General features: G+C 71.8%; 28 protein-coding genes. 17 read left to right on the top strand and 11 right to left on the bottom strand.

What is annotated here, in order from left to right; genetic code table 11:
* From OHA81_RS08260 to OHA81_RS08235, 6 genes are all read left to right on the top strand, one after another.
* Positions 1–885, top strand: coding sequence for an SDR family NAD(P)-dependent oxidoreductase (locus OHA81_RS08260; protein ID WP_329194183.1), 885 nt, complete (start codon positions 1–3; stop codon positions 883–885).
* 19 nt (positions 886–904) lie between these two features.
* Positions 905–2191, top strand: a complete 1287-nt coding sequence (locus OHA81_RS08255) for an amidohydrolase family protein (RefSeq protein ID WP_329194182.1) — start codon at positions 905–907, stop codon at positions 2189–2191.
* Entirely contained in the window at positions 2188–3408 is a 1221-nt protein-coding gene (locus tag OHA81_RS08250; RefSeq protein ID WP_329194180.1) for an amidohydrolase family protein, read from the top strand. Before OHA81_RS08255 ends, OHA81_RS08250 begins: the two co-directional genes overlap by 4 nt.
* A gap of 162 nt (positions 3409–3570) precedes the next feature.
* A complete protein-coding gene (locus tag OHA81_RS08245) occupies positions 3571–4443 on the top strand; it encodes a sterol desaturase family protein (RefSeq protein ID WP_329194178.1) in 873 nt (290 codons plus the stop codon).
* Entirely contained in the window at positions 4440–5126 is a 687-nt protein-coding gene (locus OHA81_RS08240; RefSeq protein ID WP_329194176.1) for a lysoplasmalogenase, read from the top strand. Before OHA81_RS08245 ends, OHA81_RS08240 begins: the two co-directional genes overlap by 4 nt.
* A 29-nt stretch (positions 5127–5155) precedes the next feature.
* A complete protein-coding gene (locus tag OHA81_RS08235) occupies positions 5156–6199 on the top strand; it encodes a zinc-dependent alcohol dehydrogenase family protein (RefSeq protein WP_329194174.1) in 1044 nt (347 codons plus the stop codon).
* Between the two features lie 59 nt (positions 6200–6258).
* Here the strand turns inward: OHA81_RS08235 and OHA81_RS08230 are convergent, their stop codons facing one another.
* Positions 6259–7812: a S8 family peptidase gene (locus OHA81_RS08230; protein ID WP_329194172.1), complete on the bottom strand. Its 1554-nt coding sequence runs from the start codon at positions 7810–7812 to the stop codon at positions 6259–6261.
* Between the two features lie 287 nt (positions 7813–8099).
* Between OHA81_RS08230 and OHA81_RS08225 the strand changes: the two genes are divergently transcribed.
* The 3 genes from OHA81_RS08225 (at position 8100) to moaA (ending at position 11256) form a co-directional block, all read left to right on the top strand.
* Positions 8100–8468 carry a DUF485 domain-containing protein gene (locus OHA81_RS08225; RefSeq protein WP_329194170.1) on the top strand — a complete coding sequence of 123 codons (369 nt, stop codon included), beginning with the start codon at positions 8100–8102 and terminating at the stop codon, positions 8466–8468.
* On the top strand, positions 8465–10090 hold the full coding sequence (locus OHA81_RS08220) for a solute symporter family protein (RefSeq protein ID WP_329194168.1): 1626 nt from the start codon (positions 8465–8467) through the stop codon (positions 10088–10090). Before OHA81_RS08225 ends, OHA81_RS08220 begins: the two co-directional genes overlap by 4 nt.
* 176 nt (positions 10091–10266) lie before the next feature.
* On the top strand, positions 10267–11256 hold the full coding sequence (gene moaA / locus OHA81_RS08215; protein WP_329194166.1) for a GTP 3',8-cyclase MoaA: 990 nt from the start codon (positions 10267–10269) through the stop codon (positions 11254–11256).
* Between the two features lie 284 nt (positions 11257–11540).
* Here moaA and OHA81_RS08210 read toward each other — a convergent pair whose 3' ends face one another.
* Positions 11541–11798, bottom strand: coding sequence for a hypothetical protein (locus tag OHA81_RS08210; RefSeq protein ID WP_329194165.1), 258 nt, complete (start codon positions 11796–11798; stop codon positions 11541–11543).
* Positions 11799–11935: 137 nt separating this feature from the next.
* A complete protein-coding gene (locus OHA81_RS08205; RefSeq protein WP_329194163.1) occupies positions 11936–12268 on the bottom strand; it encodes a DUF3099 domain-containing protein in 333 nt (110 codons plus the stop codon).
* A gap of 178 nt (positions 12269–12446) precedes the next feature.
* Between OHA81_RS08205 and OHA81_RS08200 the strand changes: the two genes are divergently transcribed.
* Positions 12447–12728: a GlsB/YeaQ/YmgE family stress response membrane protein gene (locus OHA81_RS08200; protein ID WP_329194161.1), complete on the top strand. Its 282-nt coding sequence runs from the start codon at positions 12447–12449 to the stop codon at positions 12726–12728.
* Positions 12729–12811: 83 nt separating this feature from the next.
* Here the strand turns inward: OHA81_RS08200 and tyrS are convergent, their stop codons facing one another.
* From tyrS to OHA81_RS08185, 3 genes are all read right to left on the bottom strand, one after another.
* The gene (gene tyrS, locus OHA81_RS08195) at positions 12812–14077 is read right to left on the bottom strand and encodes a tyrosine--tRNA ligase (protein ID WP_329194159.1); all 1266 of its coding nucleotides are present in this window, start codon (positions 14075–14077) and stop codon (positions 12812–12814) included.
* Between the two features lie 77 nt (positions 14078–14154).
* Positions 14155–15555: a metallopeptidase TldD-related protein gene (locus OHA81_RS08190; protein ID WP_329194157.1), complete on the bottom strand. Its 1401-nt coding sequence runs from the start codon at positions 15553–15555 to the stop codon at positions 14155–14157.
* Positions 15555–17078, bottom strand: coding sequence for a TldD/PmbA family protein (locus OHA81_RS08185; protein ID WP_329194155.1), 1524 nt, complete (start codon positions 17076–17078; stop codon positions 15555–15557). The genes OHA81_RS08190 and OHA81_RS08185 overlap by 1 nt, the downstream gene beginning before the upstream one ends.
* A gap of 186 nt (positions 17079–17264) precedes the next feature.
* Here OHA81_RS08185 and fabG point away from each other — a divergent pair, with 186 nt between their 5' ends.
* The 3 genes from fabG to OHA81_RS34585 all read left to right on the top strand — a co-directional run bounded on the left by fabG (position 17265) and on the right by OHA81_RS34585 (position 19510).
* Positions 17265–17984, top strand: a complete 720-nt coding sequence (gene fabG / locus OHA81_RS08180; RefSeq protein WP_329194153.1) for a 3-oxoacyl-[acyl-carrier-protein] reductase — start codon at positions 17265–17267, stop codon at positions 17982–17984.
* Positions 17985–17989: 5 nt separating this feature from the next.
* Entirely contained in the window at positions 17990–18760 is a 771-nt protein-coding gene (gene fabI, locus OHA81_RS08175) for an enoyl-ACP reductase FabI (protein WP_329194152.1), read from the top strand.
* Between the two features lie 213 nt (positions 18761–18973).
* Positions 18974–19510 (top strand): hypothetical protein, encoded by a 537-nt coding sequence (locus tag OHA81_RS34585; RefSeq protein ID WP_443056470.1) that lies wholly within the window; start codon positions 18974–18976, stop codon positions 19508–19510.
* Positions 19511–19518: 8 nt separating this feature from the next.
* Here the strand turns inward: OHA81_RS34585 and OHA81_RS08165 are convergent, their stop codons facing one another.
* Positions 19519–20190 (bottom strand): FadR/GntR family transcriptional regulator, encoded by a 672-nt coding sequence (locus OHA81_RS08165; protein WP_329194151.1) that lies wholly within the window; start codon positions 20188–20190, stop codon positions 19519–19521.
* A 90-nt stretch (positions 20191–20280) separates the two neighbouring features.
* On the opposite strand from OHA81_RS08165, the gene OHA81_RS08160 reads away from it, so the two are divergent.
* The 4 genes from OHA81_RS08160 (at position 20281) to OHA81_RS08145 (ending at position 22700) form a co-directional block, all read left to right on the top strand.
* Entirely contained in the window at positions 20281–21567 is a 1287-nt protein-coding gene (locus tag OHA81_RS08160; RefSeq protein WP_329194149.1) for a CynX/NimT family MFS transporter, read from the top strand.
* 5 nt (positions 21568–21572) lie between these two features.
* A complete protein-coding gene (locus OHA81_RS08155; RefSeq protein WP_329194147.1) occupies positions 21573–21692 on the top strand; it encodes an SGM_5486 family transporter-associated protein in 120 nt (39 codons plus the stop codon).
* A gap of 157 nt (positions 21693–21849) precedes the next feature.
* A complete protein-coding gene (locus OHA81_RS08150) occupies positions 21850–22071 on the top strand; it encodes a hypothetical protein (protein WP_329194145.1) in 222 nt (73 codons plus the stop codon).
* A gap of 107 nt (positions 22072–22178) precedes the next feature.
* Positions 22179–22700: a SixA phosphatase family protein gene (locus OHA81_RS08145; protein ID WP_329194143.1), complete on the top strand. Its 522-nt coding sequence runs from the start codon at positions 22179–22181 to the stop codon at positions 22698–22700.
* A 74-nt stretch (positions 22701–22774) separates the two neighbouring features.
* Here the strand turns inward: OHA81_RS08145 and OHA81_RS08140 are convergent, their stop codons facing one another.
* From OHA81_RS08140 to OHA81_RS08125, 4 genes are read right to left on the bottom strand one after another with little or no spacing between them, the layout of a single operon-like run.
* Positions 22775–23635, bottom strand: coding sequence for a tryptophan 2,3-dioxygenase family protein (locus OHA81_RS08140; protein ID WP_329194141.1), 861 nt, complete (start codon positions 23633–23635; stop codon positions 22775–22777).
* Positions 23628–24575: a diiron oxygenase gene (locus OHA81_RS08135; RefSeq protein WP_329194139.1), complete on the bottom strand. Its 948-nt coding sequence runs from the start codon at positions 24573–24575 to the stop codon at positions 23628–23630. Before OHA81_RS08135 ends, OHA81_RS08140 begins: the two co-directional genes overlap by 8 nt.
* Positions 24572–25834: an aminotransferase class I/II-fold pyridoxal phosphate-dependent enzyme gene (locus tag OHA81_RS08130; RefSeq protein WP_329194137.1), complete on the bottom strand. Its 1263-nt coding sequence runs from the start codon at positions 25832–25834 to the stop codon at positions 24572–24574. The genes OHA81_RS08135 and OHA81_RS08130 overlap by 4 nt, the downstream gene beginning before the upstream one ends.
* Positions 25834–26628 carry an SDR family NAD(P)-dependent oxidoreductase gene (locus OHA81_RS08125; protein WP_329194136.1) on the bottom strand — a complete coding sequence of 265 codons (795 nt, stop codon included), beginning with the start codon at positions 26626–26628 and terminating at the stop codon, positions 25834–25836. Before OHA81_RS08125 ends, OHA81_RS08130 begins: the two co-directional genes overlap by 1 nt.
* Positions 26629–26891: the final 263 nt, after the last annotated feature.

Genomic DNA, 26891 nt, shown 5'->3' with positions numbered 1-26891 from the left:
ATGCACCTCGAACCGGGACAGGTCGCCGTCGTCACCGGCGCGGCCGGCGGCATCGGGCTCGCCATGGCCCGCCGCTTCGCCGCCGAGGGACTGCGGGTCGTACTCGCCGACGTGGAGGAGGGCGCCCTGCGCGAGGCGGCCGCCGAACTGACCGCCGAAGGCGCGGAGGTGCTGGCCAGGCAGGTCGACGTCAGCGAACGCGATGCGGTCGTCGCCCTCGCGGACGCCGCCTACGACACCTTCGGCGCCGTGCACGTCCTGTGCAACAACGCGGGCGTCGGCTCCGGCGCCGAGGGCCGGATGTGGGAGCACGAGCCCAACGACTGGAAATGGGCGTTCGCCGTCAACGTCTGGGGCGTCTTCCACGGCATCCAGGCCTTCGTCCCCCGCATGATCGCGGGCGGCGCCCCGGGGCACGTCGTCAACACCAGCTCCGGCGACGGCGGGATCGCCCCGCTGCCCACCGCCTCCGTGTACGCCGTCACCAAGGCCGCAGTGGTCACCATGACCGAGTCCCTGTACGCCCACCTCAAGGCGGAGGGCGCCGACGTCGGCGCCTCCGTCCTCTTCCCCGGACCGCACATGCTGCGCACCGGCCTGTGGGAGTCGCACCGCAACCGGCCGGAACGCTACGCGAAGCAGCGGCCGCGCAAGACCCCGTACCGCAGCCTCCACGACTACGAGGCCGCGATGAAACGGGCCGGCCACGAGGTGCGGTTCACCCCGGTGGAGGAGGTCGCCGAGCACGTGGTCGACGGCATCCGCGCCGACCGGTTCTGGATGCTGCCGGCCGGCGAGCACAGCGACCGGCAGATCCGCGCCCGTTCGCAGTCGATGCTCGACCGCGCCAACCCCGCCTACCTCGAAAGCTTCATCCTCGACTGAGGAGCAGAGGAGCCCTGCCGTGAACGCGTACGAAGACCCGTACCTGATCATCTCCTCCGACTGCCACGCGGGACTGCCCACCGAGCGCTACCGCCCCTACCTCGACTCCCGCTTCCACCCGCAGTTCGACGAGTTCCTCGGACAGCAGGGCGCCCGCCGCGAGGAGGCCACCCGGCTCGGGGTGCGCAACGACGCCTTCGCCGAGAAGTGGTTCTACGACCACGAGGAAGGCCTCAGGGGCGGCTGGGACGTGGGGCAGCGGCTCAAGGAACTCGACGGCGACGGGGTGGCCGCCGAAGTCGTCTTCCCCGACGCGGACGCGGTCGACAGCCGGACCGCGGCCCCCTTCGGGGTGGGCCTCGGCCTCTCCGGCGACCAGGACCCCGAGCTCGGCATGGCCGGCGCGCAGGCCCACAACCGCTGGCTGGCGGAGTTCGTCTCCGAACACCCCGAACGGCACTGCGGCGTCGCCCTGCTGCCCATCACCGGCGAGCCGGCGAAGGTCGTCGCGGAGATCCACCGGGCGAAGGAGTCCGGGCTCGGAGCACTGATGATCCCCTCCATGTGGGTCGACCGGGCGCCCTACCACGACCGCCGCTACGACCCCGTCTGGGCGGCTGCGGCCGAGACGGCGATGCCGGTCGTCACCCACTCGGGGGCGGCGCCCCGGCACGAGTACGGCGACCACCTCGGCATCTACGTCTCCGAGGTCACCTGGTGGCCGGCCCGCCCGCTGTGGTTCCTGCTGTGGTCGGGGGTGTTCGAACGGCACCCCGGGCTCAAGTTCGGCGTGGCGGAGTCGGGCTGCTGGTGGCTGCCCAACCAGCTGTGGTTCATGGACCGGCTCTACCTGGGGGCGCACGGCGGCAAGAAGCTCTCCCCGTTCGCGGAGCTGAAACGCCCGCCCAGCGAGTACCTGGACCGGCAGGTCTTCGTCTGCGCGACGAACACCAAGCGGCGCGAGCTGGCCCAGCGCTACGAGATCGGCGTGGACAACATCCTGTGGGGTTCGGACTTCCCCCACCCCGAGGGCACCTGGCCCGACACCCGGAACTGGCTGCGGAACACCTTCCACGACATCCCGGTCGGCGAGAGCCGCCGGATGCTGGGCCTGGCCGCGGCGGAGGTCTTCGGCTTCGACACCGCCGAGCTGGCCCCCCTCGCCCGGCGGATCGGCCCGACCCCCGCGGAGCTCGGCCAGAGCGCCGACCAGGCGGCGGTGGAGGCCTCCTGGGCCGGCTCCCGCGAGGTGGGCCGGCACTGGCTGACCGGCCACGACTTCCCGTCGCTGGGGGTCTCGTCATGACGCAGGACCGCTACACGGTCATCTCGGCGGACTGCCACGCGGGCGCCGACCTGCTCGACTACAAGCCGTACCTGGAGAAGCGCCACCACGACGAGTTCGACGCCTGGGCAGCCACCTACGTCAACCCGTACGAGGACCTCCTCGCCGACACCGCCGACCGCAACTGGAACTCGGCCCGGCGCGTGGCCGAACTCGAAGCGGACGGCATCGTCGCGGAGGTCGTCTTCCCCAACACCATCCCGCCGTTCTTCCCCAAGACCTCCCTGATGGCCCAGCCGCCCACGGCCGCGGAGTACGCACTGCGCTGGGCGGGCCTGCAGGCCCACAACCGCTGGCTCGCCGACTTCTGCGCGGACGCCCCGGGCCGGCGGGCCGGGGTGGCCCAGATCCTGCTCAACGACGTGGACGAGGCGGTGCGCGAGATCCGCCGCACCCGGGCGGCGGGCCTCACGGGCGGGATCCTCCTCCCGGGCGTCCCGCCGGGCTCCACCGTCCCCGAGCTCTACTCCTCGGCCTACGACCCGATCTGGGCGGTGTGCGACGAACTGGACGTCCCGGTCAACCACCACGGCGGCTCGGCGTCCCCGCCGCTCGGCGACGAACCGGCCGCCAGGGCCGTCTTCATGGTGGAGACCACCTGGTTCTCGCACCGGGCCCTGTGGCACCTGGTCTTCGGCGGGGCCTTCCGCCGCCACCCCGGTCTCAAGCTGGTCCTGACGGAGCAGGGCTCCGGCTGGATCCCGGGCGTGCTGGACATGCTGGACTACTACCACGCCCGGCTGGTCGCCGCCTCGGCCACGGCGGAGGCCAAGTTCGGTGCGGGCCTGGCGGATTCCATGGGCAAGGGCCCGAGCGAGGTGTGGCGGGACAACTGCTTCGTGGGGGCGAGCTTCATGCGTCCCCACGAGGTCCCGCTGCGGCAGCGGATCGGCCTCGACAAGATCATGTGGGGCAGTGACTACCCCCACGACGAGGGCACCACCCCCTTCTCCCGCGAGGGCCTGCGCATCGCCTACGCGGGCCTGCCGAGGGAGGAGGTCGCCGCCATGGTCGGCGGCAACGCGGCCCGCGTCTACGGGTTCGACCTGGAGCTGCTGGACCCGTTGGCGGCGGAGCACGGCCCCCTCGTCTCGGAAACCGCCGAACCCCTCACCGAAATCCCCCCACAGGCCACCAGCCCCGCCTTCGCCCGCGGGGCCTCGGTCCGCGTCTGGTGACGCGACCCCTCCCGGGGCGGCTCACGGCAGGTCCGTGATCCGCTCCACGGGAGGCGGTCCGCCGCCGTGGACCCACGTAAGGGGTACCCCGGGTAACCGCGATGGATACCGATCGGTAACAACCCCTAGCGGCGGCGGTGGGGGCGCCTCTATGGTGCGGGCATGCCGAACCTGCCCGATGTCGTGCTGTGGTCCATACCCGCCTTCGTGCTGCTCACCGTCGTGGAGCTGGTGAGCTACCGGCTCCATCCCGACGAGGACGCCGCCGGGTACGAGGCCAAGGACGCGGCCACCAGCATCGCCATGGGTCTCGGCAGCATCGGGTTCGACCTGCTCTGGAAGCTCCCGGTCGTCGCGGTCTTCACGGCGGTCTACGAACTGACCCCGCTGCGCGTGCCGTTCCTGTGGTGGACCGTCCCGCTGATGCTGCTCGCCCAGGACTTCCTCTACTACTGGCAGCACCGCGGCCACCACGTCATCCGGATCCTGTGGGCCTGCCACGTCGTCCACCACAGCAGCCGGCGGTTCAACCTCACCACCGCCCTGCGCCAGCCCTGGACCAGCGCCACCACCTGGTGGTTCTACCTGCCGATGGTCGCCCTCGGGGTGCACCCGGCCGTGATCCCGTTCTGCTACGGCATCAACCTGCTCTACCAGTTCTGGGTCCACACCGAGCGCATCGACAAGCTGCCGCGGGCCTACGAGTACGTCTTCAACACCCCCTCCCACCACCGCGTCCACCACGCCTCCCAAGGCGGTTACCTGGACCGCAACTACGGCGGGATCCTGATCGTCTGGGACCGGATGTTCGGCTCCTGGGTGGGGGAGGGCGAGAGGCCCGTCTACGGGCTCACGAAGAACATCAACACCTTCAACCCGCTGCGCGTGGCCACCCACGAGTACGCCGCCATCGCCCGCGACGTCCGCGCCGCCCGCAGCTGGCGCGAGCGCGCCGGACGGGTCTTCCGCGGCCCCGGCTGGCAGCCCGCCCCGGCCGCCGAGCCCGCCAAGGCCGCGGCGGAGCAGGCCGCGTGAGCGCCACCGAGTCCCGTACCCCCTCCTGGGCGCACCCCGTACCGGACGACACCCGCGGGCGGGTGCTGCTCGCCGCGTTCGCCGCCGCCGGCGTGCTCGACCTCGCCTCGCTGCTCGCCGGCTGGCACCTCGGGCACGTCCTCGCCAAGCCGCTGCTGATGCCGCTGCTCGTCGCCCACGTGGTCACCCGAGGGGCGCCCCGGCTGCTCGTCGCGGCCCTGCTGTTCGGGTGGGGCGGGGACCTGGCGCTGCTCTTCGACGCCGGGCCCGCCTTCCTCATCGGCATGGGCTCCTTCGCCGCCGGGCACGTCTGCTACCTCCTGCTCTTCGGCAGGGGCAGGACGCACCCCGCGCTCGGGGGCGCGTACGCCGCCGCGCTCGTCGCCACGGTCGCGCTGCTCTGGAGCGACCTTCCGGGCGACCTGAGGGTGCCCGTCGCCGGGTACAGCCTGCTGCTCACCGCGATGGCCTACCGCTCCAGCGCCCTCGGGACGCGCGCGGCGATCGGCGGGGCGCTGTTCCTGCTCTCGGACACCCTCATCGCCACCGGCGTCGCCGACTGGCCGCAGCCGCCCCGACCGGACCTGTGGATCATGGCCACCTACCTCGCCGCCCAGTACCTGCTGGCCACGGGCGCGCTCGCCTCCCGGCAGGCGTACGGTGGGTCAGTCATACAAGACTGAACCAACCTGATCGGGAGGGCAGCACCACCATGCGTGCCACCGTCATCCACGCCCCGCACGACATCCGCGTGGAGGAGGTGCCCGACGCTGCGATCCAGCGCCCCGAGGACGCCGTCGTCCGCGTCCTGCGTGCCTGCATCTGCGGCAGCGACCTGTGGGCCTACCGCGGCGCGGCCGCGCGCCGGCCCGGCCAGCGCATCGGTCACGAGTTCCTCGGCATCGTCGAGGAGACCGGCTCCGCCGTCTCCGGCCTGCGCGCGGGCGACCTCGTCGTCGCGCCCTTCATGTGGTCGGACGGCACCTGCGACTACTGCTCCGAGGGCCTGTACACCTCCTGCGTGCACGGCGGCTTCTGGGGTTCGGTCGGCTACGACGGCGGCCAGGGCGAGGCCGTGCGCGTACCGCACGCCGACGGCACCCTGGTGAAGCTGCCCGCCGACGCGGCCTCCGACGAACACCTGCTGACCGGGCTGCTGTCGCTGTCCGACGTCATGGGCACCGGCCACCACGCAGCCGTGGGCGCCGGAGTCCGCAAGGGCTCCACGGTCGCCGTCGTCGGTGACGGCGCGGTCGGCCTGTGCGGCGTCCTCGCGGCCAAGCGGCTCGGCGCCGACCGGATCATCGCCCTGGGCCGCCACACCGCCCGTACCGACATCGCGAAGCGGTTCGGGGCCACCGACATCGTCGCCGAACGCGGCGAGGCCGCCGAGGCGGCCGTCCGCGAGCTCACCGGCGGCCAGGGCGCCCACTGCGTCATCGAGGCCGTCGGCACCGAGCAGTCCATGCGCACGGCGGTGAACATCGCCCGCGACGGCGGGGCCATCGGCTACGTCGGCGTCCCGCACGGCAGCGGCACCGGCCTCGACCTCGGTGTCATGTTCGACCGCAACCTCACCCTGCGCGGGGGCGTCGCCCCGGTGCGCGCGTACATCCCGGAGCTGCTGGAGGACGTGCTGAGCGGCGCGATCGACCCGGCGCCCGTCTTCGACCGGGCGGTCTCCCTCGACGAGGTGCCGGACGGCTACCGCGCGATGGACGACCGCAGCGCCCTCAAGGTCCTGATCACGCTCTGAGGCGGTCCCGCACGGCCGGCCGGGGAACCTCCCCCGGCCGGCCGCGTGCGTACGTGCCGTTACTTCACGGCCTTGAGGGCGTCCACCACGCCGTAGCCGTAGTAGCCCGTCTGACCCCACTTGGCCTGGCAAGTGGTGGCGTCGATCAGCGTGCCCGCACCGTCGTAGATCTTGTCCGGGCAGGCCGCCTTCGTGGCCTGCGCCTTGAGCATCGCCTGGAGCTGCGAGGGCGTCGCCGACGGGTGGGCGCTCTTGAGCAGGGCCGCGACGCCGGCGACGTGCGGACCGGCCATCGAGGTGCCCTGCTTGTAGCCGTAGCCGCCGCCCGGGAGGGTGGACAGCACGCGGCCGTTGGCGTCCGGGGTGTCCGGTATCTGCCACTTGTCGCCGCCGGGCGCCGCCACGTCGATGACGCCGAGGCCGTAGCTGGAGTAGTAGGACCGCAGCCCCTTGTCACCCGTGGCGGAGACGGAGACCACCCCCGGCAGCTGCGTCGGCAGGTCCAGGCAGTCGTGCGGGTCGACCGTGCGCGGCGTCGGGGTCCCGTCGTCCGGGCTCGTCGTGTCGGTGATCGAGTGGGAGGCCAGGTCCCAGTTCTCGTTGCCCGCGGAGGCCACGTTGAGCACGCCCTTGCGCTCCGCGTACTTGGTCGCCCGGCCGATGGCCTCCACCAGCGCCTTCTGGTCGTCGTCCGACTTGCAGTTGAAGTACCAGGGGTCGACGTAGTAGCTGTTGTTGGTCACCTCGATCCCCTTCTCGGCGGCGAACACGAAGCCGCAGACGACCGCTTCGGTGTAGAAGAGGCTGGTCCCGGGCTCGCTCACCTTGATCGCGGCGACCTTCGCGCCCGGCGCGACACCGCTGACGCCGATGCCGTTGCGGGCGGCCGCGATGGTGCCCGCCACGTGCGTGCCGTGGTCGCTGCCGTCCGGGTACGGGCGCCACGCCCCGTCCGTGGTGTCGGCGACGCCGCCGACGCAGTTGGCCGACTGGCTCTTGGAGAAGTTCGCGGCGAGGTCCGGGTGGGTGTCGTCGACACCCGTGTCGATGACCCCCACCGTCACGTCGGGGCTGCCGGGGTTGATCGCCTGCGCCTGGTCGGCCTTGATCGCCCGCAGGTCCCACTGGTTGGGCTCCAGCGGCTCCTGTCCGGGCTGCGCGCTCGCCGCCGCCTTCGCCGCGTCCGCCGCGCCGAGGGGCTGGGTGGTGCCCTCCTCGGTCGTCTGCACCGTCTTGAGGGGGGCGGTGCGGGTGGCGCCGACCGACACGAACAGGCCGCGCTGGGCGCGCAGCTGCTTGGCGAAATCGGGGTTCTGGGAGTGGGCGACGATCACCCCGATCTGCTCGTACGTGGTCACCACCGTCCCGCCGGCCCGCTCCACGGCCTTCGTGGCGGCCGTCACGGTGGCGTACGTGTTCAGGTTCGCCACGTACGACAGCTCGGGACCGGACGTGTCCGGCTTGGCGGTGACCGCCGCGTCCGCCGTCGTGCCCAGGGGCGCGGCGGAGGCCGCGACCGGGGACAGGAAGGCGAGCGAGGCGGTGAGGGCCAGGCCGGCCGGTACGGCGAGACGGCCGCGCCTCTTGGGGGATCGTGACCCCAGCTGAGCCATGGGTTCTCCACATCGTCAGTGAAAGGGCCGTCCGCGCATGGTCCGCGCAGGCGACGGGTTCATGACAGGCGAACCTAGTGCCGGACTTCACCCCTGCGCCATCAGTTCGAAGAATCCCGTGGGACGAGCGAGGCGGAGGAAAACGGCCGCAGAAACGGAACATGCTGAACCGTCCCGTCGCGTGAGCCGTGCCGTTGTCAGGGGGAACCGGCGCCACCGCCCCCCACCACGGAGGTTGTTTTGTCCGTACCAGCCCCCTCGCACCCGCGTCACAAGGAGAGCCCCCGGTGACAACCCAAGCAGCAGCGCAGCCGCCCGGCGGCCTCGACCCACGTCCGGCGGGCCCCACGGCCGAAGAGTTCGAACGGGTCCAGCAGAGCCCGGAGTTCGCCGCACTGCGCCGCTCCCACCGCTCCTTCGCCTTCCCCCTCACCGTCACGTTCATCGCCTGGTACCTGCTGTACGTCCTGCTCTCGAACTACGCGGGCGGCTTCATGGGGACCAAGCTCTTCGGCAACATCAACGTGGCCCTCTTCCTCGGCCTCGCCCAGTTCGCGACGACCTTCCTCATCGCCTGGCTCTACTCGCGGCACGCCGCCGCCGACCTCGACCCCAAGGCCGCCGCCATCAAGGCCCGGATGGAGGCCGGGGAATGAGCACTCCACTGCACCTGACGGCCGCCGCCGGGGCCACCGAGCACCGGCCGCTGATCATCACCCTGTTCGGGCTGTTCGTCGTCGCCACCCTCGTCATCACCGTCTGGGCCGGCCGCCAGACCAAGGACGCCGCCGACTTCTACGCCGGCGGCCGCCAGTTCACCGGCTTCCAGAACGGCCTGGCCATCTCCGGCGACTACATGTCCGCCGCGTCCTTCCTCGGCATCGCCGGGGCCATCGCCCTCTTCGGCTACGACGGCTTCCTCTACTCCATCGGGTTCCTCGTGGCCTGGCTGGTGGCCCTGCTGCTCGTCGCCGAGCCGCTGCGCAACTCCGGCCGCTACACGATGGGTGACGTCCTCGCGTACCGGATGCGCCAGCGGCCCGTGCGTACCGCCGCGGGCACCTCCACCATCGTGGTGTCGATCTTCTACCTGCTCGCCCAGATGGCCGGCGCCGGCGTGCTGGTCTCGCTGCTCCTGGGCATCACCAGCGACGGCGGCAAGGTGGCCGTCGTCGCCCTGGTCGGCGTCCTGATGATCCTCTACGTGACCATCGGCGGGATGAAGGGCACCACCTGGGTCCAGATGGTCAAGGCCGTCCTCCTCATCGCGGGCGCCCTGCTGATCACCTTCCTGGTGCTGCTCAAGTTCCACTTCAACGTCTCCGACCTGCTGGGCAAGGCTGCGGAGAACAGCGGCAAGGGCGCCAAGTTCCTGGAACCCGGTCTCAAGTACGGCGCCAGCGGGACCACGAAGCTGGACTTCATCTCGCTCGGCATCGCCCTGGTCCTGGGCACCGCGGGCCTGCCGCACATCCTGATCCGCTTCTACACCGTGCCCACCGCCAAGGCCGCCCGGAAGTCCGTGAACTGGGCCATCGGCATCATCGGTGCCTTCTACCTGATGACGATCGCCCTCGGCTTCGGCGCCGCGGCCCTGCTCGAGCGGGCCGACATCCTCGCCTCCAACAAGGCGGGCAACACCGCGGCGCCGCTGCTCGCCCAGGAGGTCGGCGGCGGTCCCGGCACCACCGGCGGGGCCGTCCTGCTCGCGGTGATCTCCGCGGTCGCCTTCGCCACCATCCTGGCGGTGGTCGCGGGCCTGACCCTCGCCTCCTCCTCGTCGTTCGCGCACGACATCTACGTGAACGTCATCCGCAAGGGCAAAGCCACCGAGAAGGAAGAGGTCCGCGCGGCCCGCTGGTCCACCGTCGTGATCGGCGCCGCCGCCATCGGACTCGGCGCCCTCGCCCGCGACCTCAACGTCGCGGGCCTGGTCGCCCTCGCCTTCGCCGTCGCGGCGTCCGCCAACCTGCCGACGATCCTCTACAGCCTGTTCTGGAAGCGCTTCACCACCCAGGGCGCGCTGTGGTCCATCTACGGCGGCCTGGTCTCCTCGGTCGTCCTCGTGCTCTTCTCCCCGGTGGTTTCCGGCAAGCCCACCTCGATGTTCAAGGACGCCGACTTCTACTGGTTCCCGCTGGAGAACCCCGGCATCGTCTCCATCCCGCTCGGCTTCCTCCTGGGCTGGCTGGGAACCCTCCTGTCGAAGGAGCGGGCCGACCCCCGGAAGTTCGCCGAACTCGAGGTCCGGGCCCTGACGGGAACAGGCGCTCACTGAGATACTCCAGACGCCCGCCGTGGCCGTGTCGTATTTCCCTACGACACGGCCACGGCACGTCTCGTTCGTTCGGGCACCACAACAAGTCACGGGCGTCGCGTAGGCTCGAAAGCAGCGCACACATGTCTCGACCGAGCGGCGCTACCTCTACGAAGCGGACAGGGGAGGGGCCCACAGTGCTTCTCGACACCTACGGCCGCGTGGCCACTGACCTGCGCGTCTCACTCACCGACCGGTGCAACCTGCGCTGCACCTACTGCATGCCCGAGGAGGGCTTGCAGTGGCTGCAGAAGACGGACCTGCTCAGCGACGACGAGATCGTCCGGCTGATCCGCATCGCCGTCACCCGGCTCGGCATCACCGAGGTCCGGTTCACCGGCGGCGAACCGCTGCTGCGCCCCGGTCTCGTCGGCATCGTCGAGCAGTGCGCGGCCCTCGAGCCGCGGCCCGACATGTCGCTGACCACCAACGGCATCGGCCTCAAGCGCACCGCACAGGCGCTCAAGGCCGCCGGCCTGGACAGAGTGAACGTTTCGCTGGACACCCTGCGGCCCGAGGTGTTCAAGACCCTCACCCGCCGTGACCGCCACCACGACGTCATCGACGGCATGGCCGCCGCCCGCGAGGCCGGCCTCACCCCGGTGAAGGTCAACGCGGTGCTCATGCCCGGACTGAACGACGACGAGGCCCCCGACCTGCTCGCCTGGGCCGTGGAGAACGCGTACGAGCTCCGCTTCATCGAGCAGATGCCGCTCGACGCGCAGCACGGCTGGAAGCGCGAGGGCATGATCACCGCCGGTGACATCCTCGCTTCGCTGCGCACCCGCTTCACCCTCACCGAGCAGGGAGCCGACGAACGCGGCTCCGCCCCCGCCGAGCGCTGGCTCGTGGACGGCGGCCCGGCCACGGTCGGGGTCATCGCCTCCGTCACCCGCCCGTTCTGCGGCGCCTGCGACCGCACCCGCCTCACGGCCGACGGCCAGGTGCGTACGTGCCTCTTCGCCACCGAGGAGTCGGACCTGCGGGGCGCGCTGCGCTCGGGAGCCCCGGACGAGGAGATCGCCCGCCTGTGGAAGGTGGCGATGTGGGGCAAGAAGGCCGGCTCCGGCCTCGACGACCCGAGCTTCCTCCAGCCCGACCGCCCGATGTCGGCGATCGGCGGCTAGGTCGTCTCTTTCGGATCTTGCCTGACCCACGCCGTCCGGCACCGCACCTCGCCGCGTTGTCGGGGCGCCGGAGTACGTCCAGTACACCGGCGCCCCTCCGCCTTGCGATGCACGGCACCGGACGACGCGGGCTTGACCGGCCAGATCCGAAAGAGACGGCCTAGAGCAGCGCCGGGCCCGACAGGGGCCGGCAGCCGCCCGTCACGCCACGAGGCCCCGTCCGGCGACCGGACGGGGCCTCGACCCGTTCTCGAGCGAAGCTCCGGCGCACCTGCGGCGGCTTTCTAGCGCTCGCGCTCCGAGCCCTCCGGCTGGACCCACTCCTCCAGCTTCACGACGTCCTTGAGGAAGCCGCGCACGTCCAGGAACCGCGAGAGGTGCTCGCGGTGCTCCTCGCAGGCCAGCCACGTCTTGCGGCGCTCCGGCGTGTGCAGCTTCGGGTTGTTCCACGCCAGGACCCAGACGGCCGCGGCGCGGCAGCCCTTGGCGGAGCAGGTGGGGTCGGTGCCGGGGGTGCTGGTGTCCGTATCAGGGGAGTTCACAGCTCAACCCTACAAACGGAAGGGCGACGCCGAGCAGCCACGGGGGGAGCTGCCCGGCGTCGGTCCGTCGCTCCGACGGGGGATGCGGAGCGCGTAGGCAGTATGTCACGCAGGACCCGGTGCGGTGCACCGGAACTTCATGATTGATCTGAGGTTTTCTTGAGGTTTCCCGCCTCCAGGGCCGGGCGCACAGGAGCGGGCAGGAAGTGCGAGGGGAGTGAGGGCGCCGACTCGCGCCCCGCGTTGGCGATGACCACCGCGACGTAGGGCAGCAGGGCGCCCGCCACCAGCGTCACGATCGCCACGTGACGCTCCACGTTCCACAGGAAAACGGTCGCGATGACCGAGAGCGTCCTGATCGTCATCGAGATCACGTACCGGCGCTGCCGGCCGCGTACGTCCTCGCTGAGGCCCATCCGCGCTCCGGTGATCCGGAAGACCTCGGCCCCGTTCCGCTTCGACCGTTCCACGCTCCACCACCCGATCCACCCGCCGGGCGCTCCCGGCCCGGACCCCTTCCACCGTACGCCCGGGGCCACCGGGACGAGGAGAGGGGGTGCCCCCGAACGGCGCTGCCGGAATGCGGGCCGTGCGGGGTGCGCCGAAACTGGGCCCACCTGCGCACAACGCGCCACGAGGAGGCTCGACATGCATTGGTTGTGGGCGATCATCGTCGGTTTGGTGCTGGGGCTGATCGCCAGGGCCATCCTGCCCGGCAAGCAGCACCAGCCGATCTGGCTGACCGTGATCTTCGGCATCATCGGAGGCATCCTCGGCAACGCCGTGGCCACATGGATCGGTGTCCACGACACCAAGGGGATCGACTGGATCCGGCACCTGCTCCAGCTCGCCGGGGCCGTCCTCATCGTCGGACTCGGCGACATGGTCTACATGGCCCTCAAGGGCGACCGACGGCACCAGATGACCTGAGCGACCCGGCTCCCTCCGCGGACGTGACGAAGGGGCCGGTACGGACGTCCGTCCGTACCGGCCCCTTCGCGCGCGGGGGCTCGTCAGCCCGTGATCTCGACCGCGGCCAGGTTCTTCTTGCCGCGGCGCAGTACGAGCCAGCGCCCGTGCAGCAGGTCCTCCGCGGCCGGCACCGCGTCCTCGGCGGTCACCTTCACGTTGTTCACGTAGGCGCCGCCCTCCTTCACGGTCCTGCGGCCCGCGGACTTGCTCGCGACCAGGCCCGTCTCCGCGAAGAGGTCCACGACCGGGGCGAGCTCCGCGACCCGGGCGTGCGGCAGCTCCGACAGGGCCGCGGCCAGTGTCGCCCGGTCCAGGTCGGCCAGCTCGCCCTGGCCGAACAGCGCCTTCGAGGCGGCGATCACGGCGGCGCACTGGCCGGCTCCGTGCACCAGCGTCGTCAGCTCCTCCGCCAGCGCCCGCTGGGCGGCGCGCGCCTGCGGCCGCTCGGCGGTCTGCTTCTCCAGCTCCTCCAGTTCCTCGCGGGACTTGAAGGACAGGATCCGCATGTAGCCCGAGATGTCCCGGTCGTCCACGTTCAGCCAGAACTGGTAGAACGCGTACGGGGTGGTCATCTCCGGGTCGAGCCAGACGGCCCCGCCCTCGGTCTTGCCGAACTTCGTACCGTCCGACTTGACCATCAGCGGCGTCGCCAGCGCGTGCACCTGGGCCTGCGGCTCCATGCGGTGGATCAGGTCCAGGCCGGCCGTCAGGTTGCCCCACTGGTCCGAGCCGCCCTGCTGGAGGGTGCAGCCGTAGCGGCGGTACAGCTCCAGGAAGTCCATGCCCTGGAGCAACTGGTAGCTGAACTCGGTGTAGCTGATGCCCTGGTCGGATTCCAGCCGCTTGGCGACCGAGTCCTTCGTGAGCATCTTGTTGACGCGGAAGTGCTTGCCGATGTCCCGCAGGAACTCGATGGCGGACATCCCCGCCGTCCAGTCCAGGTTGTTGACCATGACCGCCGCGTTCTCGCCCTCGAAGGACAGGAACGGCTCGATCTGCGTACGCAGCCGCGTCACCCAGTTCGCGACCGTCTCCGGGTCGTTCAGGGTGCGCTCGGCGGTCGGTCGCGGGTCACCGATCTGCCCGGTGGCCCCGCCGACCAGCGCCAGCGGCCGGTGACCGGCCTGCTGGAGCCGGCGCACCGTGAGGACCTGCACCAGGTGCCCCACGTGCAGCGAGGCCGCCGTCGGGTCGAATCCGCAATAGAACGTGACAGGACCGTCCGCGAACGCCTTGCGCAGCGCTTCTTCGTCGGTGGACTGGGCGAACAGCCCGCGCCACTTCAGTTCGTCGACGATGTCCGTCACGGTCGTGACTCTCCTTGAACGAGATGAACCAGATGAAGAGGGTTTCCCCGCCAGTCTAGGCGGGCGGGGAGGGCCCCTCAGACGCCCTTGCTGACTGAGCTCATGTTGAAGTCCGGGATCCGCAGGGCCGGCATCGCGGTGCGGGTGAACCAGTCGCTCCACTCGCGCGGCAGGGTCTTCTCGGTCCGGCCGGCCTCCGTGGCCCGCGACAGCAGGTCCACGGGGGACTCGTTGAACCGGAAGTTGTTGACCTCGCCGATGACCTCGCCGTTCTCCACGAGGTACACGCCGTCCCGGGTCAGGCCCGTGAGCAGCAGCGTCGCCGGGTCGACCTCGCGGATGTACCAGAGGCAGGTCAGCAGCAGGCCGCGCCCCTGGTGGCCGGTGCCCGCCACCATCTCCTCCAGCGACTTCTCCCCGCCCCCGTCCAGGATCAGGTTCCCGAAGCCGGGGGAGAGCGGGAGCCCGGTCAGGTCCGCGCTGTGCCGGGTCGTCGTCAGCCGGGTGAGCTCGCCGCCGCTCATCCACTCCGTGGCCGGGACCGGAAGGCCGTTGTCGAACACCGAGGCGTCGTCGCCGGAGCTGTGTGCGATCACGAACGGCGCGGACTCCAGGCCCGCCGCGTTCGGGTCGCTGCGCAGCGTCAGCGGCAGCCGGGACAGCCGCTCACCGATCCGGGTGCCGCCGCCGGGCTTGGAGAACACCGTCCGGCCCTCCACCGCGTCCCGGGCCGCCGCCGACCACATCTGATAGATCAGCAGGTCCGCCACGGCCGTCGGCGGCAGCAGGGTCTCGTACCGCCCGGCCGGCAGGTCGAAGCGGCGCTCCGCCCATCCCAGGCGTACGGCGAGCTCCGCGTCCAGCGCGGTCGGGTCGACGTCCTTGAAGTCCCGCGTGGCGCGGCCGGCCCACGCCGAGCGCTGGCGGTCCGGTGACTTCGCGTTCAGCTCCAGCGTGCCGTTCGGCTGGTCGTGGCGCAGCCGCAGCCCCGTCGAGGTGCCGACGTAGGTGGAGACCAGCTCGTGATTGGCGAAGCCGTACAGCTCCCGGCCGCCCGCGCGGGCCCGGGCGAAGGCCTCGCCGAGGGCCGGGGCGAAGTCCGTGAACACCGCCGAGGAGGTCTCGGCCGGGGCGTCGGTGAAGTCCGGCGAGGCCGGGGTGCCGGTGACCAGGGGCTGGGCGTCCTCCGCCGGTGCCGCGTTCCGCGCGGCCGCCTCGGCTGCGCGCACCAGCGGCTCCAGGTCGGCCGCGGTGACGGCGGAGCGCGACACGACCCCCGAGGCCGTGCCCTCCTTGCCGTCGACGGTGGCGATGACCGTCAGGGTCCGGCCGCGGGTGACGCCGTTGGTGGTGAGCGCGTTGCCCGCCCAGCGCAGGTTGGCCGTCGACTCCTCGTCGGCGATGACGACGCAGCCGTCGGCGGTGGACAGCTCCAGGGCCCGCTCGACGATCTCGTGGGGCTTGGTACGAACCGACATCAGCGTCCGGCCTCCTGGGTCGTGTTCAAGATGTTCACGTCACGGAACAGCGCCGACGGGCAGCCGTGGGACACGGACGCGACCTGGCCCGGCTGTGCCTTGCCGCAGTTGAAGGCGCCGCCCAGCACGTACGTCTGCGGGCCGCCCACCTTCTCCATCGAGCCCCAGAACTCGGTGGTCGTCGCCTGGTAGGCCACGTCGCGCAGCTGCCCGGCCAGCCTGCCGTTCTCGATCCGGAAGAACCGCTGCCCGGTGAACTGGAAGTTGTAGCGCTGCATGTCGATCGACCAGGAGCGGTCGCCGACCACGTAGATCCCGCGCTCCACCCCGCCGATCAGGTCCTCCGTGGACAGGCCGCCCGGATCGGGCTGGAGCGAGACGTTCGCCATCCGCTGCACCGGCACGTGGCCCGGCGAGTCCGCGAACGCACAGCCGTTGGAGCGCCCCAGCCCGGTCAGCTTCGCGATCCGCCGGTCCAGCTGGTAGCCGACCAGGGTGCCGTCCTTGACCAGGTCCCAGCTCTGCGCCTCGACGCCCTCGTCGTCGTAACCGATCGTTGCCAGGCCGTGCTCCGCCGTGCGGTCACCGGTCACGTTCATGATCGAGGAGCCGTACTTGAGCTCGCCCAGCTGGTCGAAGGTGGCGAAGGAGGTCCCCGCGTACGCCGCCTCGTACCCGAGCGCCCGGTCCAGCTCGGTGGCGTGCCCGATGGACTCGTGGATGGTCAGCCACAGGTTGGACGGGTCCACGACCAGGTCGTAGCGTCCGGCCTCCACGCCGGGCGCCCGCATCTTCTCGGCGAGCAGGCCGGGGATCTGCTCCAGCTCGGAGTCCCAGTCCCAGCCGGTGCCCGTCAGGTACTCCCAGCCGCGCCCGGCCGGCGGGGCGATGGTGCGCATCGAGTCGAACTCGCCGGTGGAGGCGTTGACGGCGACCGCGGTGAGCTGGGGGTGGATCCGTACCCGCTGCTGGGTGGTGGAGGTGCCGGAGGTGTCGGCGTAGAACTTGTTCTCGTGGACGGCCAGCAGCGACGCGTCGACGTGTGTCACGCCGTCGGCCGCCAGGAGCCGCGCGCTCCACTCGGCCAGCAGGGCCGCCTTCTCCGCGTCCGGCACCTCGAACGGGTTCACGTCGTAGGCGGAGATCCAGGTCCGCTCGGCGTGCACCGGCTCCTCGGCGAGCTCCACCCGCTCCGTCGAACCCGCGGCCTTGAGCACCTGCGCCGACAGCTTGGCCATGGCCACGGCCTGCGAGGCCACCTTCGCCGCGCCGTCCATGGTCAGGTCGACGCCGGAGGCGAAGCCCCAGCTGCCGCCGTGCACCACGCGCACCGCGTAGCCGAGGTCGGTGGTGTCCGAACTGCCGGAGGGCTTGGCGTCGCGCAGCCGCCAGGAGGCGCTGCGGATCCGCTCCAGCCGGAAGTCGGCGTGGTCGGAGCCCAGCGCGCGCGCCCGCGCGAGCGCCGCGTCGGCGAGCGCCCGCAAGGGCAGCGCGGTGAAAGCCGCGTCGATGGAATGGGGCACGTCAATTCCTCCCGGGGTCGGGGCCGGTCGCCCCGATCATGTCGCGCCCGGGGCCGTTGTGCACACTTCTTTCTGTAGAGACTCCACAGAGGCTGCGGCAAGGCCCTGTCGGGCCCCGATTCTCCTTATCCAGGGCGGGACCGATAGGTTTTTGTTCATCACACAGCTAAGCGAAAGGGTGATCCGTTGAGCCGCTCGGTTCTCGTCACCGGAGGAAACCGGGGCATCGGCCTCGCCATCGCCCGAGTCTTCGCGGAGGCGGGCGACAAGGTCGCGATCACGTACCGGTCCGGCGAGCCGCCGCAGGAGCTCGCCTCGCTGGGTGTCCTGGCGGTCCGCTGCGACATCACCGACTCGGAGCAGGTGGAGCAGGCCTACAAGGAGATCGAGGACAAGCACGGCGCGGTCGAGGTGCTGGTGGCCAACGCCGGCATCACCAAGGACACGCTGCTCATGCGGATGTCCGAGGAGGACTTCGCGTCCGTCGTCGACACCAACCTCACCGGCACGTTCCGGGTCGTCAAGCGGGCCAACCGCGGGATGCTGCGCGCCAAGAAGGGCCGCGTCGTCCTGATCTCCTCGGTCGTCGGTCTCCTCGGAGCGGCCGGCCAGGCCAACTACGCCGCCTCGAAGGCCGCCCTCGTGGGCTTCGCCCGCTCGCTCGCCCGTGAGCTCGGATCCCGCAACATCACCTTCAACGTCGTCGCCCCCGGTTTCGTGGACACCGACATGACGAAGGTGCTCACCGACGAGCAGCGCGCGGCCATCGTGGGCCAGGTGCCCCTGGGCCGCTACGCGCAGCCCGAGGAGGTCGCGGCGGCCGTGAGCTTCCTGGCGTCCGACAACGCCGCGTACATCACCGGAGCCGTCATTCCCGTAGACGGCGGATTGGGCATGGGTCACTGATCACCATGAGTGGAATTCTCGAAGGCAAGCGCATCCTCATCACGGGGGTGCTGATGGAGTCGTCCATCGCCTTCCATGCCGCCAAGCTGGCCCAGGAGCAGGGCGCCGAAGTCATCCTCACGGCGTGGCCGCGCCCCTCGCTGACCGAGCGCATCGCCAAGAAGCTGCCCAAGCCGGTCAAGGTGATCGAGCTCGACGTCACCAACGAGGAGCACCTGGCCCGCCTGGAGCAGCTCGTCCGCGACGAGCTCGGCGGCCTGGACGGGGTCGTCCACTCCATCGGCTTCGCGCCGCAGGACGCCCTGGGCGGCAACTTCCTGAACACCCCGTTCGAGTCGGTCGCCACCGCCATGCACGTCTCGGCGTTCTCGCTGAAGTCGCTCACCATGGCCTGCAAGCCGCTGTTCCCGCACGAGGGCGCGGCCGTCGTCGGCCTGACCTTCGACGCGCAGTTCGCCTGGCCGCAGTACGACTGGATGGGCCCGGCGAAGGCCGCGCTGGAGGCCACGAGCCGCTACCTCGCCCGTGACCTGGGCAAGGAGAACATCCGCTGCAACCTGGTCTCGGCCGGTCCGCTCGGCTCGATGGCCGCGAAGTCCATCCCGGGCTTCTCCGACCTGGCCGACGTGTGGAACTCCCGCTCCATGCTGGAGTGGGACATGAGCGACCCGGAGCCGACGGGCCGGGCCATCGTGGCCCTGCTCTCCGACTGGTTCCCGAAGACCACGGGCGAGATCGTCCACGTGGACGGCGGCCTGCACGCCATGGGCGCCTGACCTCCGCCCCCTTACGTCCGTACGGCGGTGGCCGCGCTTCCCCCCGGGGAGGCGCGGCCACCGCCGTTTCGCGCCTGGCGGGCACGGTTTCGCGGGGCGCTCGATCGGATGTTCGTCGTCTGACCGGATCTTCCCGAGTCGTAAACCGGGACATGTGCCTGCAAACTGACCGGGCCGGGATCTTCCCGGGTCCTTCGGGGAGGAGGTACGGGCGTGGGCGCGAGGCCGAGCCGAGCGGTATCACTGCTGGTCACCTCGGTGGCCCTGGCCGCCCTCCTGATCCCGGGAGCCGTCGCGCAGCCGGTCCCGGCCGCCGGGGAACAGGGAGTGGGGAGCCAGGGCATCGGGGGGCGGCCTCCCGAGGCCGTCGAGGGACAGGCCGTCGAAGGCCAGACCGTCGGGGGACAGACCGCCGGGGGACAGGCCCTCGAGGACGCGGGCCTCGTGGACCTGGCCGCCGTGGACCTGGACGAGATCCCCGCCGAGCCGCCCGTGCCGTCAAAACCGCCCGCCCGTGAGCTGTTCGGCGCCGACTGCGACACCGTGATCGAGGCCTCGCAGGTGACGGCGTACTGCCACAACAGCTTCCCGCGGACCGACCTGGTGCGGCTGCACGTGGAGTGCGACCGGTGGTGGGACATCGACGGGGACGGCGCGGCCGTCGCCGTGGGACCCGCCGGCCGGGCCGAGCTCACCGGCCGGTGCTGGAAGGAGGTCCGCTCGGCGTGGGTGAGCCACGAGCCGGGCTGACCTGACGGCTACTGCCCCCGCAGGCAGGCGAACGGATAGCCCGCCGCCTCCGACGCGGCCGTGTCCGCGTCCCCGCGCCGGATCGCCTCGATCAGCCGGGCGTGGTCCATGTGCGTCTGGGGGGTCAGCTCCGGCCCGACGTCCGCCCGCAGCCAGTCCGCCACCAGGTCGCCCAGGTCCGCGTACAGGCCCACCAGCACCTCGTTGTGCGAGGCCGTCACCACCGCCATGTGCAGGCTGACGTCCGCCGCCACGAACAGCTCCGCGTCCCCGCTGCGCCAGGCCTCCTCGCGCCGGGCCAGCAGCGCGTCCAGCTGGTCGAGGTCCCGTTCGGTGCGGCGCTCCGCCGCCAGCCGGGCCGCCGAGGACTCCAGCGTGGAGCGCAGCTCGGCGATGTGCCGGGGGTCGGCGCCCGCGAAGCGGCGGTGCATCACCCCGGCCAGCTCGCTGGTGGCGAGGACGTAGGTGCCCGAGCCCTGGCGGATGTCGAGGAGGCCGTTGTGGGCGAGGGCCCGGACGGCCTCCCGCACCGTGTTGCGGGCGACGCCCAGTAGCTCGACCAGCTCGGGTTCGGTGGGGATCCGGGCGCCCACGGGCCACTCACCGGAGGTGATCTGGTTCCTGAGCTGGGCGATCACCTGGTCGACGAGCGCGGATCGCCGGGGCGAGGTCAGCGGCATGCGGTCGGGGTCCTCTCCGGACGTGGATGCGGAAGACGAGCGGTCCAGGAGACTGGACAACCAATCATCCCATGATTCTATGATGGAGCAATGTCCGAGGATGAAGTCCAGACCGTGATCCGGCCCCAGACCGCCCGCACGGCGCCCCAGCAGCCGTCGGCCGCCTCCGCGAACGCCGAGCCGGCGTGGCTGGGACCCGTGCTCATCGCCGGCATCGTCATCGCCGCCCTGAACCTGCGGCCCGCCATCACCAGCCTCGGAGCCCTGTTCGAAGAGACCCGCACCGGTCTGGGCATGAGCGGCACGGTCGCCGGGCTCATCACCTCGGTCCCCGCCCTCTGCTTCGCCGTCTTCGGCGTCACCGCACCGCGCCTCTCCCGGCGCTTCGGGCCGGCCGCCGTCGTCTGCGCGGGCATGGCCGCGGTCGCCGCCGGCCTGCTGATCCGGCCCTTCGCGACCGACGCCGCCGGGTTCCTCGCGGCCAGCGCCCTGTCCCTGGCCGGCATAGCCCTGACCAACGTGCTGCTCCCGGTGATCATCAAGCGCTGGTTCCCGGACCGCGTCGGCACCATGACCGGCGTCTACTCGATGGCACTGGCGGCCGGCACCTCCCTCGCCGCCGCCTCGACCGTCCCGCTCACCTCCGCCCTGGGCGGCAGCTGGCGCACCGGCCTGCTCGTCTGGGCCTTCCTCGCCGTCGCCGCCGTGCTGCCCTGGCTGCCCATCGCCGCCGCAGGCCGCAGGGCCAGGGGGGCCGCCCCCGCCGGGGCGGCCGCCGACACCGGCCCGCGCGTCGTGCGCAGCCGTACCGCCTGGGCCCTGGCCTGCTACTTCGGCCTCCAGGCCACCGGCGCCTACGTCACCATGGGCTGGCTCGCGCAGATCTTCCGCGACTCCGGGGTCTCCGCCTCCACGGCCGGCGTGCTGCTCGCCGTCACCATGTTCATGGGCGTCCCGCTCGCCTTCGTCATCCCCCGCCTCGCCGGCCGGATGCGCCACCAGGGCCCCATCGCCGTCACCCTCGGCCTCTTCGGGTTCCTCGGGTACGCCGGCCTCTGGCTCGCCCCCGCCGCCGGGGCCTGGGCCTGGGCGCTCCTGCTCGGCGTCTCCAACTGTGCCTTCCCGCTGGTCATCACCATGATCGGGCTGCGGGCCAAGTCGCCGGCCGGGGTCGTCAAGCTCTCCGCCTTCGCCCAGAGCGCCGGCTACCTCATCTCCCTCCCCGGCCCGCTGCTCATCGGCGCGCTCTACCAGCACAGCGGCGGCTGGGACCTGCCCCTGGCCCTCATGGCCGGGCTGCTGGTCCCGCAGATCGTGCTCGGCGTACTCGCCGGACGGGACCGGACGATCGAGGACGAATGCGGCATGGGACACTGAGCGGCATGTCGCCCGTACTCGAACCGAACCCCCAGAACGGCCACAAGAAGCTCGGCCTCGTGCTGGGCGCGATGCTCGTCGTGACCGTCATCATCTCCGTGATCGCCACGCTCGCCTCCCCCTGACACCCGCCCCCGGCAGGTGCGGGGTGGGGAAAGCCCCCGTACCCCTAGGGGGTCAGGCTCAGGGTGAACTGGGGTGTGCCCCGGATGGGAGCCGCGGAGCCGGATCAATAGATTCGACACCGCGAGCCAGACCACCAGCACACCCCCGGAGGCGGCCATGTCGGCCCCCACGCACACCCCGTCCGTCACCCGCCGTCGCGCCTCCGCGCCCGGTACGGGCGCCGACGCCCGGCTGCACTGGTGGGCGCTGGCCCTGCCCGCGCTCGCCTTCTGCCTCCTGCTGCTGCTCCTGGCGGGATCCGGCGAGGCACACGCCGCGAGCGGCGAGGGCTCCTCACTGGTCCACGTCACGGCACAGCTGCTGCGTGCGGTCGGCTGACCGGCGCACGCCGGGGCGCACCGGGGGCGCATGAAGACGCCGCAACCCGGCGGCGAACCCCTCAACACCCCGCGCCCCATGGCTCCTTTCATGCGAAGCTGGGATCCATGAGCGCCGACACACCCCGCAGGATCGTCCTCCTCCGGCACGCCAAGGCCGAATGGTCGGACGGCACGGACCACGAACGCCCACTGGCGGAACGCGGCCGCCAGGACGCCCCGGCCGCCGGCCGGAAACTGGCGCAGACCGGCATCGGCTTCGACCTGGCCCTCTGCTCGACCGCCGCCCGCACCCGCGAGACCTGGAAGCTCGCCGTCCAGGAACTCCCGCACCGGCCGAGGACCACGTACGAGGAGCGGCTCTACGACGCCTCGCTGGGCGAGCTCATCGCCCTGCTGAACGAGACCTCCGACGAGGTGGCCGACCTCCTGGTCATCGGCCACAACCCGGGGATGCACGCCCTCGCCGACGCCCTGTCCGGGACGGCCCAGGGGGACACGCTCCAGCGGATGAGCCGCAGCGGCTTCCCGACCTCGGCCCTCGCCGTCGTCTCCTTCACCGGCGGCTGGAAGTCCCTGGAGCACGGCGTCGGCACCCTGCTGGACTTCTGGACCCCGTCGGACCACTGACACCTGCCGCCCCGCCGCGGAGCCGGGCCACCTCCGTGTGGCCGGGCTCCGCGTCCTGGCTCCGCGTCCTGCTCTCAGCGCCCGTACGCCACCTCGGGCAGCGCCGCGTCCCGCGCCCGCCACAGCTCGGGGTAGAACCGACGGTGCACCGACGCCCGCAGATGGGCGACGCCGGTGCTGCCGCCCGACCCCGGGCCACTGCCGATCTGGCGCTCCACGAGGAGCGCGTGGCAGGCCCGCCACTCGGTCCAGGCCTCGTCCAGGTCGACCAGCGCCTCCACCAGCTCGCTCAACTCCGCGAACTGCGCGGGAGCCCCCTCGGCCCAGGGGCCCGCCAGCCGCTCGTACGCCGCCCGCCGGCCCTCCTCGTCCGCCACAGCGAAACCCGCCTTGCCCAGGAGCGCCACGAACGCGTCCCACACCGTGGGCTGCGCGAGGCGCTCGCGCAGCCGCTCCTGCTCCGGCCCGCTCAGCCCCGCGATGACCCGGTCCCCGTACGCGCCGCGCACCCAGTCGGCGCCGCACAGCACGGCGATCTCGACGTACTGCGCCGACTGCGCGCCACTGCTGCTGCCCAGCACCCCCCGGAAGGCGTGGAACTCCCGGGGCGGCATCCCGCGCAGCGGCCGGATCCCCGCGATCAGCACCCGGGTGATCCCGACGCACCGTACGAGCCGTACCCGGGCCGTGCGGGCGTCCCCGTCGAGCATCCGCCCGCGGGCGTCGGCCAGTTCGGCGAGCAGCTGGCCGAACCACAGTTCCTGCACCTGGTGGACGGTGATGAACAGCCGCTCGTCGTGTGCCCCGTCGGCCAGCGGAACCTGGAGCGACAGCAGTTCGGGCAGCCGCAGGTAGTTCGCGTAGGTGACGCCCTCCGGCTCCGCCGCCCGCTCCGGGTGGGCCGCCCGCTCCGACGTCCCCACTGCCTCAGTCATCGCAGTCCTCCGGTGCGCGCAGCCCGTACGCCGCGAACGCCTCGGTGACGCCCGGCAGGTCGAACGCGTCGACCTGGGCGCACAGCCGCAACGTCGAGCGGGAGATGCTCTGGATGCGGTCCGCGCCCGCGCCGCCGCCGTAACTGTCCTCCAGGACCGCCTCGACACGGTCGTCGTCCAGGCCCGCCAGCCGCAGGGATGCGCGGACCGGCTCCAGGTCCCAGTCGAGCGCCGCACGGATCATGGCCGGCAGGGCCCGCGCCGCCGCGATCCGCCGGCCCGGGTCGAGCCGCGCCCACAGTTCCAGGAAGAACGCGGAGAAGAAGCGGTGGTGGCGGCCCTCGTCCTTGGCGTGGTCCCGCATCAGTTCGCGGACGGTGCTCACCACGGTCGGGTCCTGCGGCACCTCGTTCAACACCGCCGTGATCAGCGTCTCGAAGACCACCGCCTGCAACTGGCCGGCCAGCACCGGATCGTCGGGCAGCAGGCGCCGCCCGCTGTCCTGGAGGGCGGTGACGAAGCCGCCGTAGTCGACGTCCGGGACCGGGATGCCGGTGACGGCGGCGACCTGGTCGGCGAGGTCGAGGCTGTACAGGGCGTGGTAGCCCTCGTCGCAGTACACCTTGAAGGCGTCCATCCGCAGCGCCGTGGGGAAGTGCAGCCCGGAGATGCCGTTGGCGACGGGCTCGGCCGCCCCGTTGACCACCCGGGTCTCCAGGTGCGTCGTGGAGTGCAGGAACTGGTAGAGGTGCCGTACGGAGATCTCCCGGATCCGCTCCGGGGCCAGTGCCTTCACCTCCGGATGGGCCAGGTGCGGCACCAGCGCGTCGGGGAAGAAGACCCGCCCCTGCTCGGCCTCGGCGTGGAAGATCCGCCGTACGCCGCCGCGTACGCCGGCGATCTCGTACCAGCGGTCGAGGGGACCGGGCGCGGCGCTCATGAGGGACCTCCGTTCGCGGGGGTGTACGGGACAGGGCCCAGGTGGGCGGCGATCCGCCGGACCGCCTCGGCGACCAGCGGCGCGTCGACGGTGTGGCACAGCCGGAACCAGCCGGGCTGCGGCGACCGGAACGCCCCGCCGGGCAGGATGCTGACCTTCGCGGAGTCCAGCAGCCCCCGCCACAGCCGTTCCTCGGCGTCGAAACCGGTACCGGGCAGCCAGCGGCGCAGGTCCAGCCACACGGAGAACCCCGCCTCGGCAGGCGCGTACGGGAGGCCGTGCGCCTCCAGCAGGGCGACGAGGTGGCCGTACGAGGCGGCGAGCCGCTCCCGGCCGGCCTTGAGGAAGCCGGCCGCCCACTCCTGATCGGCCAGCAGGGCGGCCAGCGTCTCCTGCGTGGCCGTGGAGACGGGTGCGAAGTAGGCCATCGCGCGGGCCGCTGCCAGGACCTGCGGGGCGCGGGTGTGCAGGACACCGGTCTTCAAGCCGGGCAACCCGAAGTCCTTGGCGAAGCCCCATACGACGTGGGTGCGCCCGGCCCAGTGCGGGTTCACGGCCGGGTCGGCGGCGCTGGTGAAGCCCCGGGCGCCGAAGACGGCGTGCGCGTAGATCTCGTCGGAGATCAGGTCCACGTCGTGCGCGCGCACCACCCGCAGCAGCTCGGCGAGCACCTGCGGCGGGTGCACCTCCCCGATGGGGTTGGAGGGGGAGGACAGGGCGACCGCGCGGACCGTCGTACCGGCGGACCGTGCCTCGCGCAGTGCCCTGTCGACGGCCGCGGCGCTCAGCCGGAAGCCGTCGCCGGGGGAGAGCGGCGCGGGCAGGATCCGGGCGCCGGAGCGCCCGCCGAGATCGGTGTCGAAGGCCCCGTAGTAGGGGGCGGGCACCACGATCGCCTCGCCCGGATCGCACAGGACGGAGGCGATCGCGTCCAGTGCCCCGGTCGCCCCGCTGATCACCACCAGGTCCTGGGCGTCCAGCGGCGTACCGAAGGTCCCGGACAGTAGGGCGGCGACCCGCTCGCGCAGTTCGTCGGTGCCGTGCAGCGGGGCGTAGCGGGCCGCGCCCTCCCGCATCGTCGGCAGCCCGGCCAGCCGGGCTTCGAGCAGGTCCCACAGCAGGCGGTTCTCGGCGGTACCCAGGTTGAGGTAGCCGTCCGGGCGCAGGCGGGCGTCGTACGGCTCGGCCTCGGCGCGGAAGTGCGCCTCGGCGATGGCGGGGGTGTCGGCGAGGAGCCGGGCGGCCTGGCGGGAAACCATCAGGCCCTCCCGCTGTCGACACCGGCGGCGGTCAGCAGGCCGGGATTGACGCCGAGGCCCATGGAGGCGTCGATGACGGCGCCGTGCAGGGCGGCGGACTGGTCACCGGCCAGCCACCACACGAACTCCGCTATCTCCTCGGGGCGGATCATGCGCGAGCCGGGCAGTCGTGCGGTGAGCGCGGCGCGCTCCTCGGGCGTCAGCTTGTCCAGGGTGCTGGCGTGGAACATGTGGGTCTCGACCACGCCCGGGCACAGGGCGAAGACGTGGACCGGGGCGTGCACCAGTTCGGCGGCGAGGTGGCGGGTCAGATAGGTCAGCGCGGCCTTGCTCATCCCGTCGGCGGGGTGGAAGCCCGGGAACTGGAAGATCCCGCCGCCCACGCTGGAAATGTTGACGATCTTCCCGAACCCGCGCTCCAGCATGCCCGGGAGCAGCCCGTCGACGAGCCACAGCGGGCCCACCGCGTTGATCTGGAAGAAGGCCGACGCCTTGGTGTGCCGGGGGCCGTCGGTGTGCTGCTCGATGGTCTTGGAGCCGACGGCCGCGTTGTTCACCAGGACGTCGACGGGGCCGGGCAGCCGGTCCAGCAGCCGCTCGTGATCCTCCCAGTCGCCCTGGGCGAAGGGGAACGCCTCCACCTTGGCCCGGCCGGTGAGGGCCAGCTCCTGTACGAGTTCCTCGGCCCGGTCCCGCCCATGACGGTAGGTGAACCAGACCGTCCAGTCTTCTTCGCGGGCGAACCTCTCCACGCAGGACCGGCCGATACCGCCCGACCCCCCTGTGATGAGCACGCTTCGAGTCATTGGCTCCCCTTGAACGACTTGGCCGGTTAGCGCCTTTCTAGCGAAGGCCGCTTGAGAACGGCTCGCTAGAAGGCCCGTCGAGGGCGGCTCAAAGGGGATGTGGGGGGATCGACGCGAGCGGGCCGGAACGTCCGGCCGGGACGCCTGGAGAACAGACCGTCCGGTATGGGCTGGGGCGGGTAATGGCGCCGGTCCGCGCCCGCGCAGGCCGGCCCCCCTCAAGGCGGCCCCTCAAGGCGGCCCTCAAGGCG

It is taken from the genome of Streptomyces sp. NBC_00667, assembly GCF_036226825.1.
GTDB lineage: Bacteria > Actinomycetota > Actinomycetes > Streptomycetales > Streptomycetaceae > Streptomyces.
The sequence above is the reverse complement of the archived record's forward strand: the minus strand, read 5'-3'. Positions and strand labels throughout refer to the sequence as shown.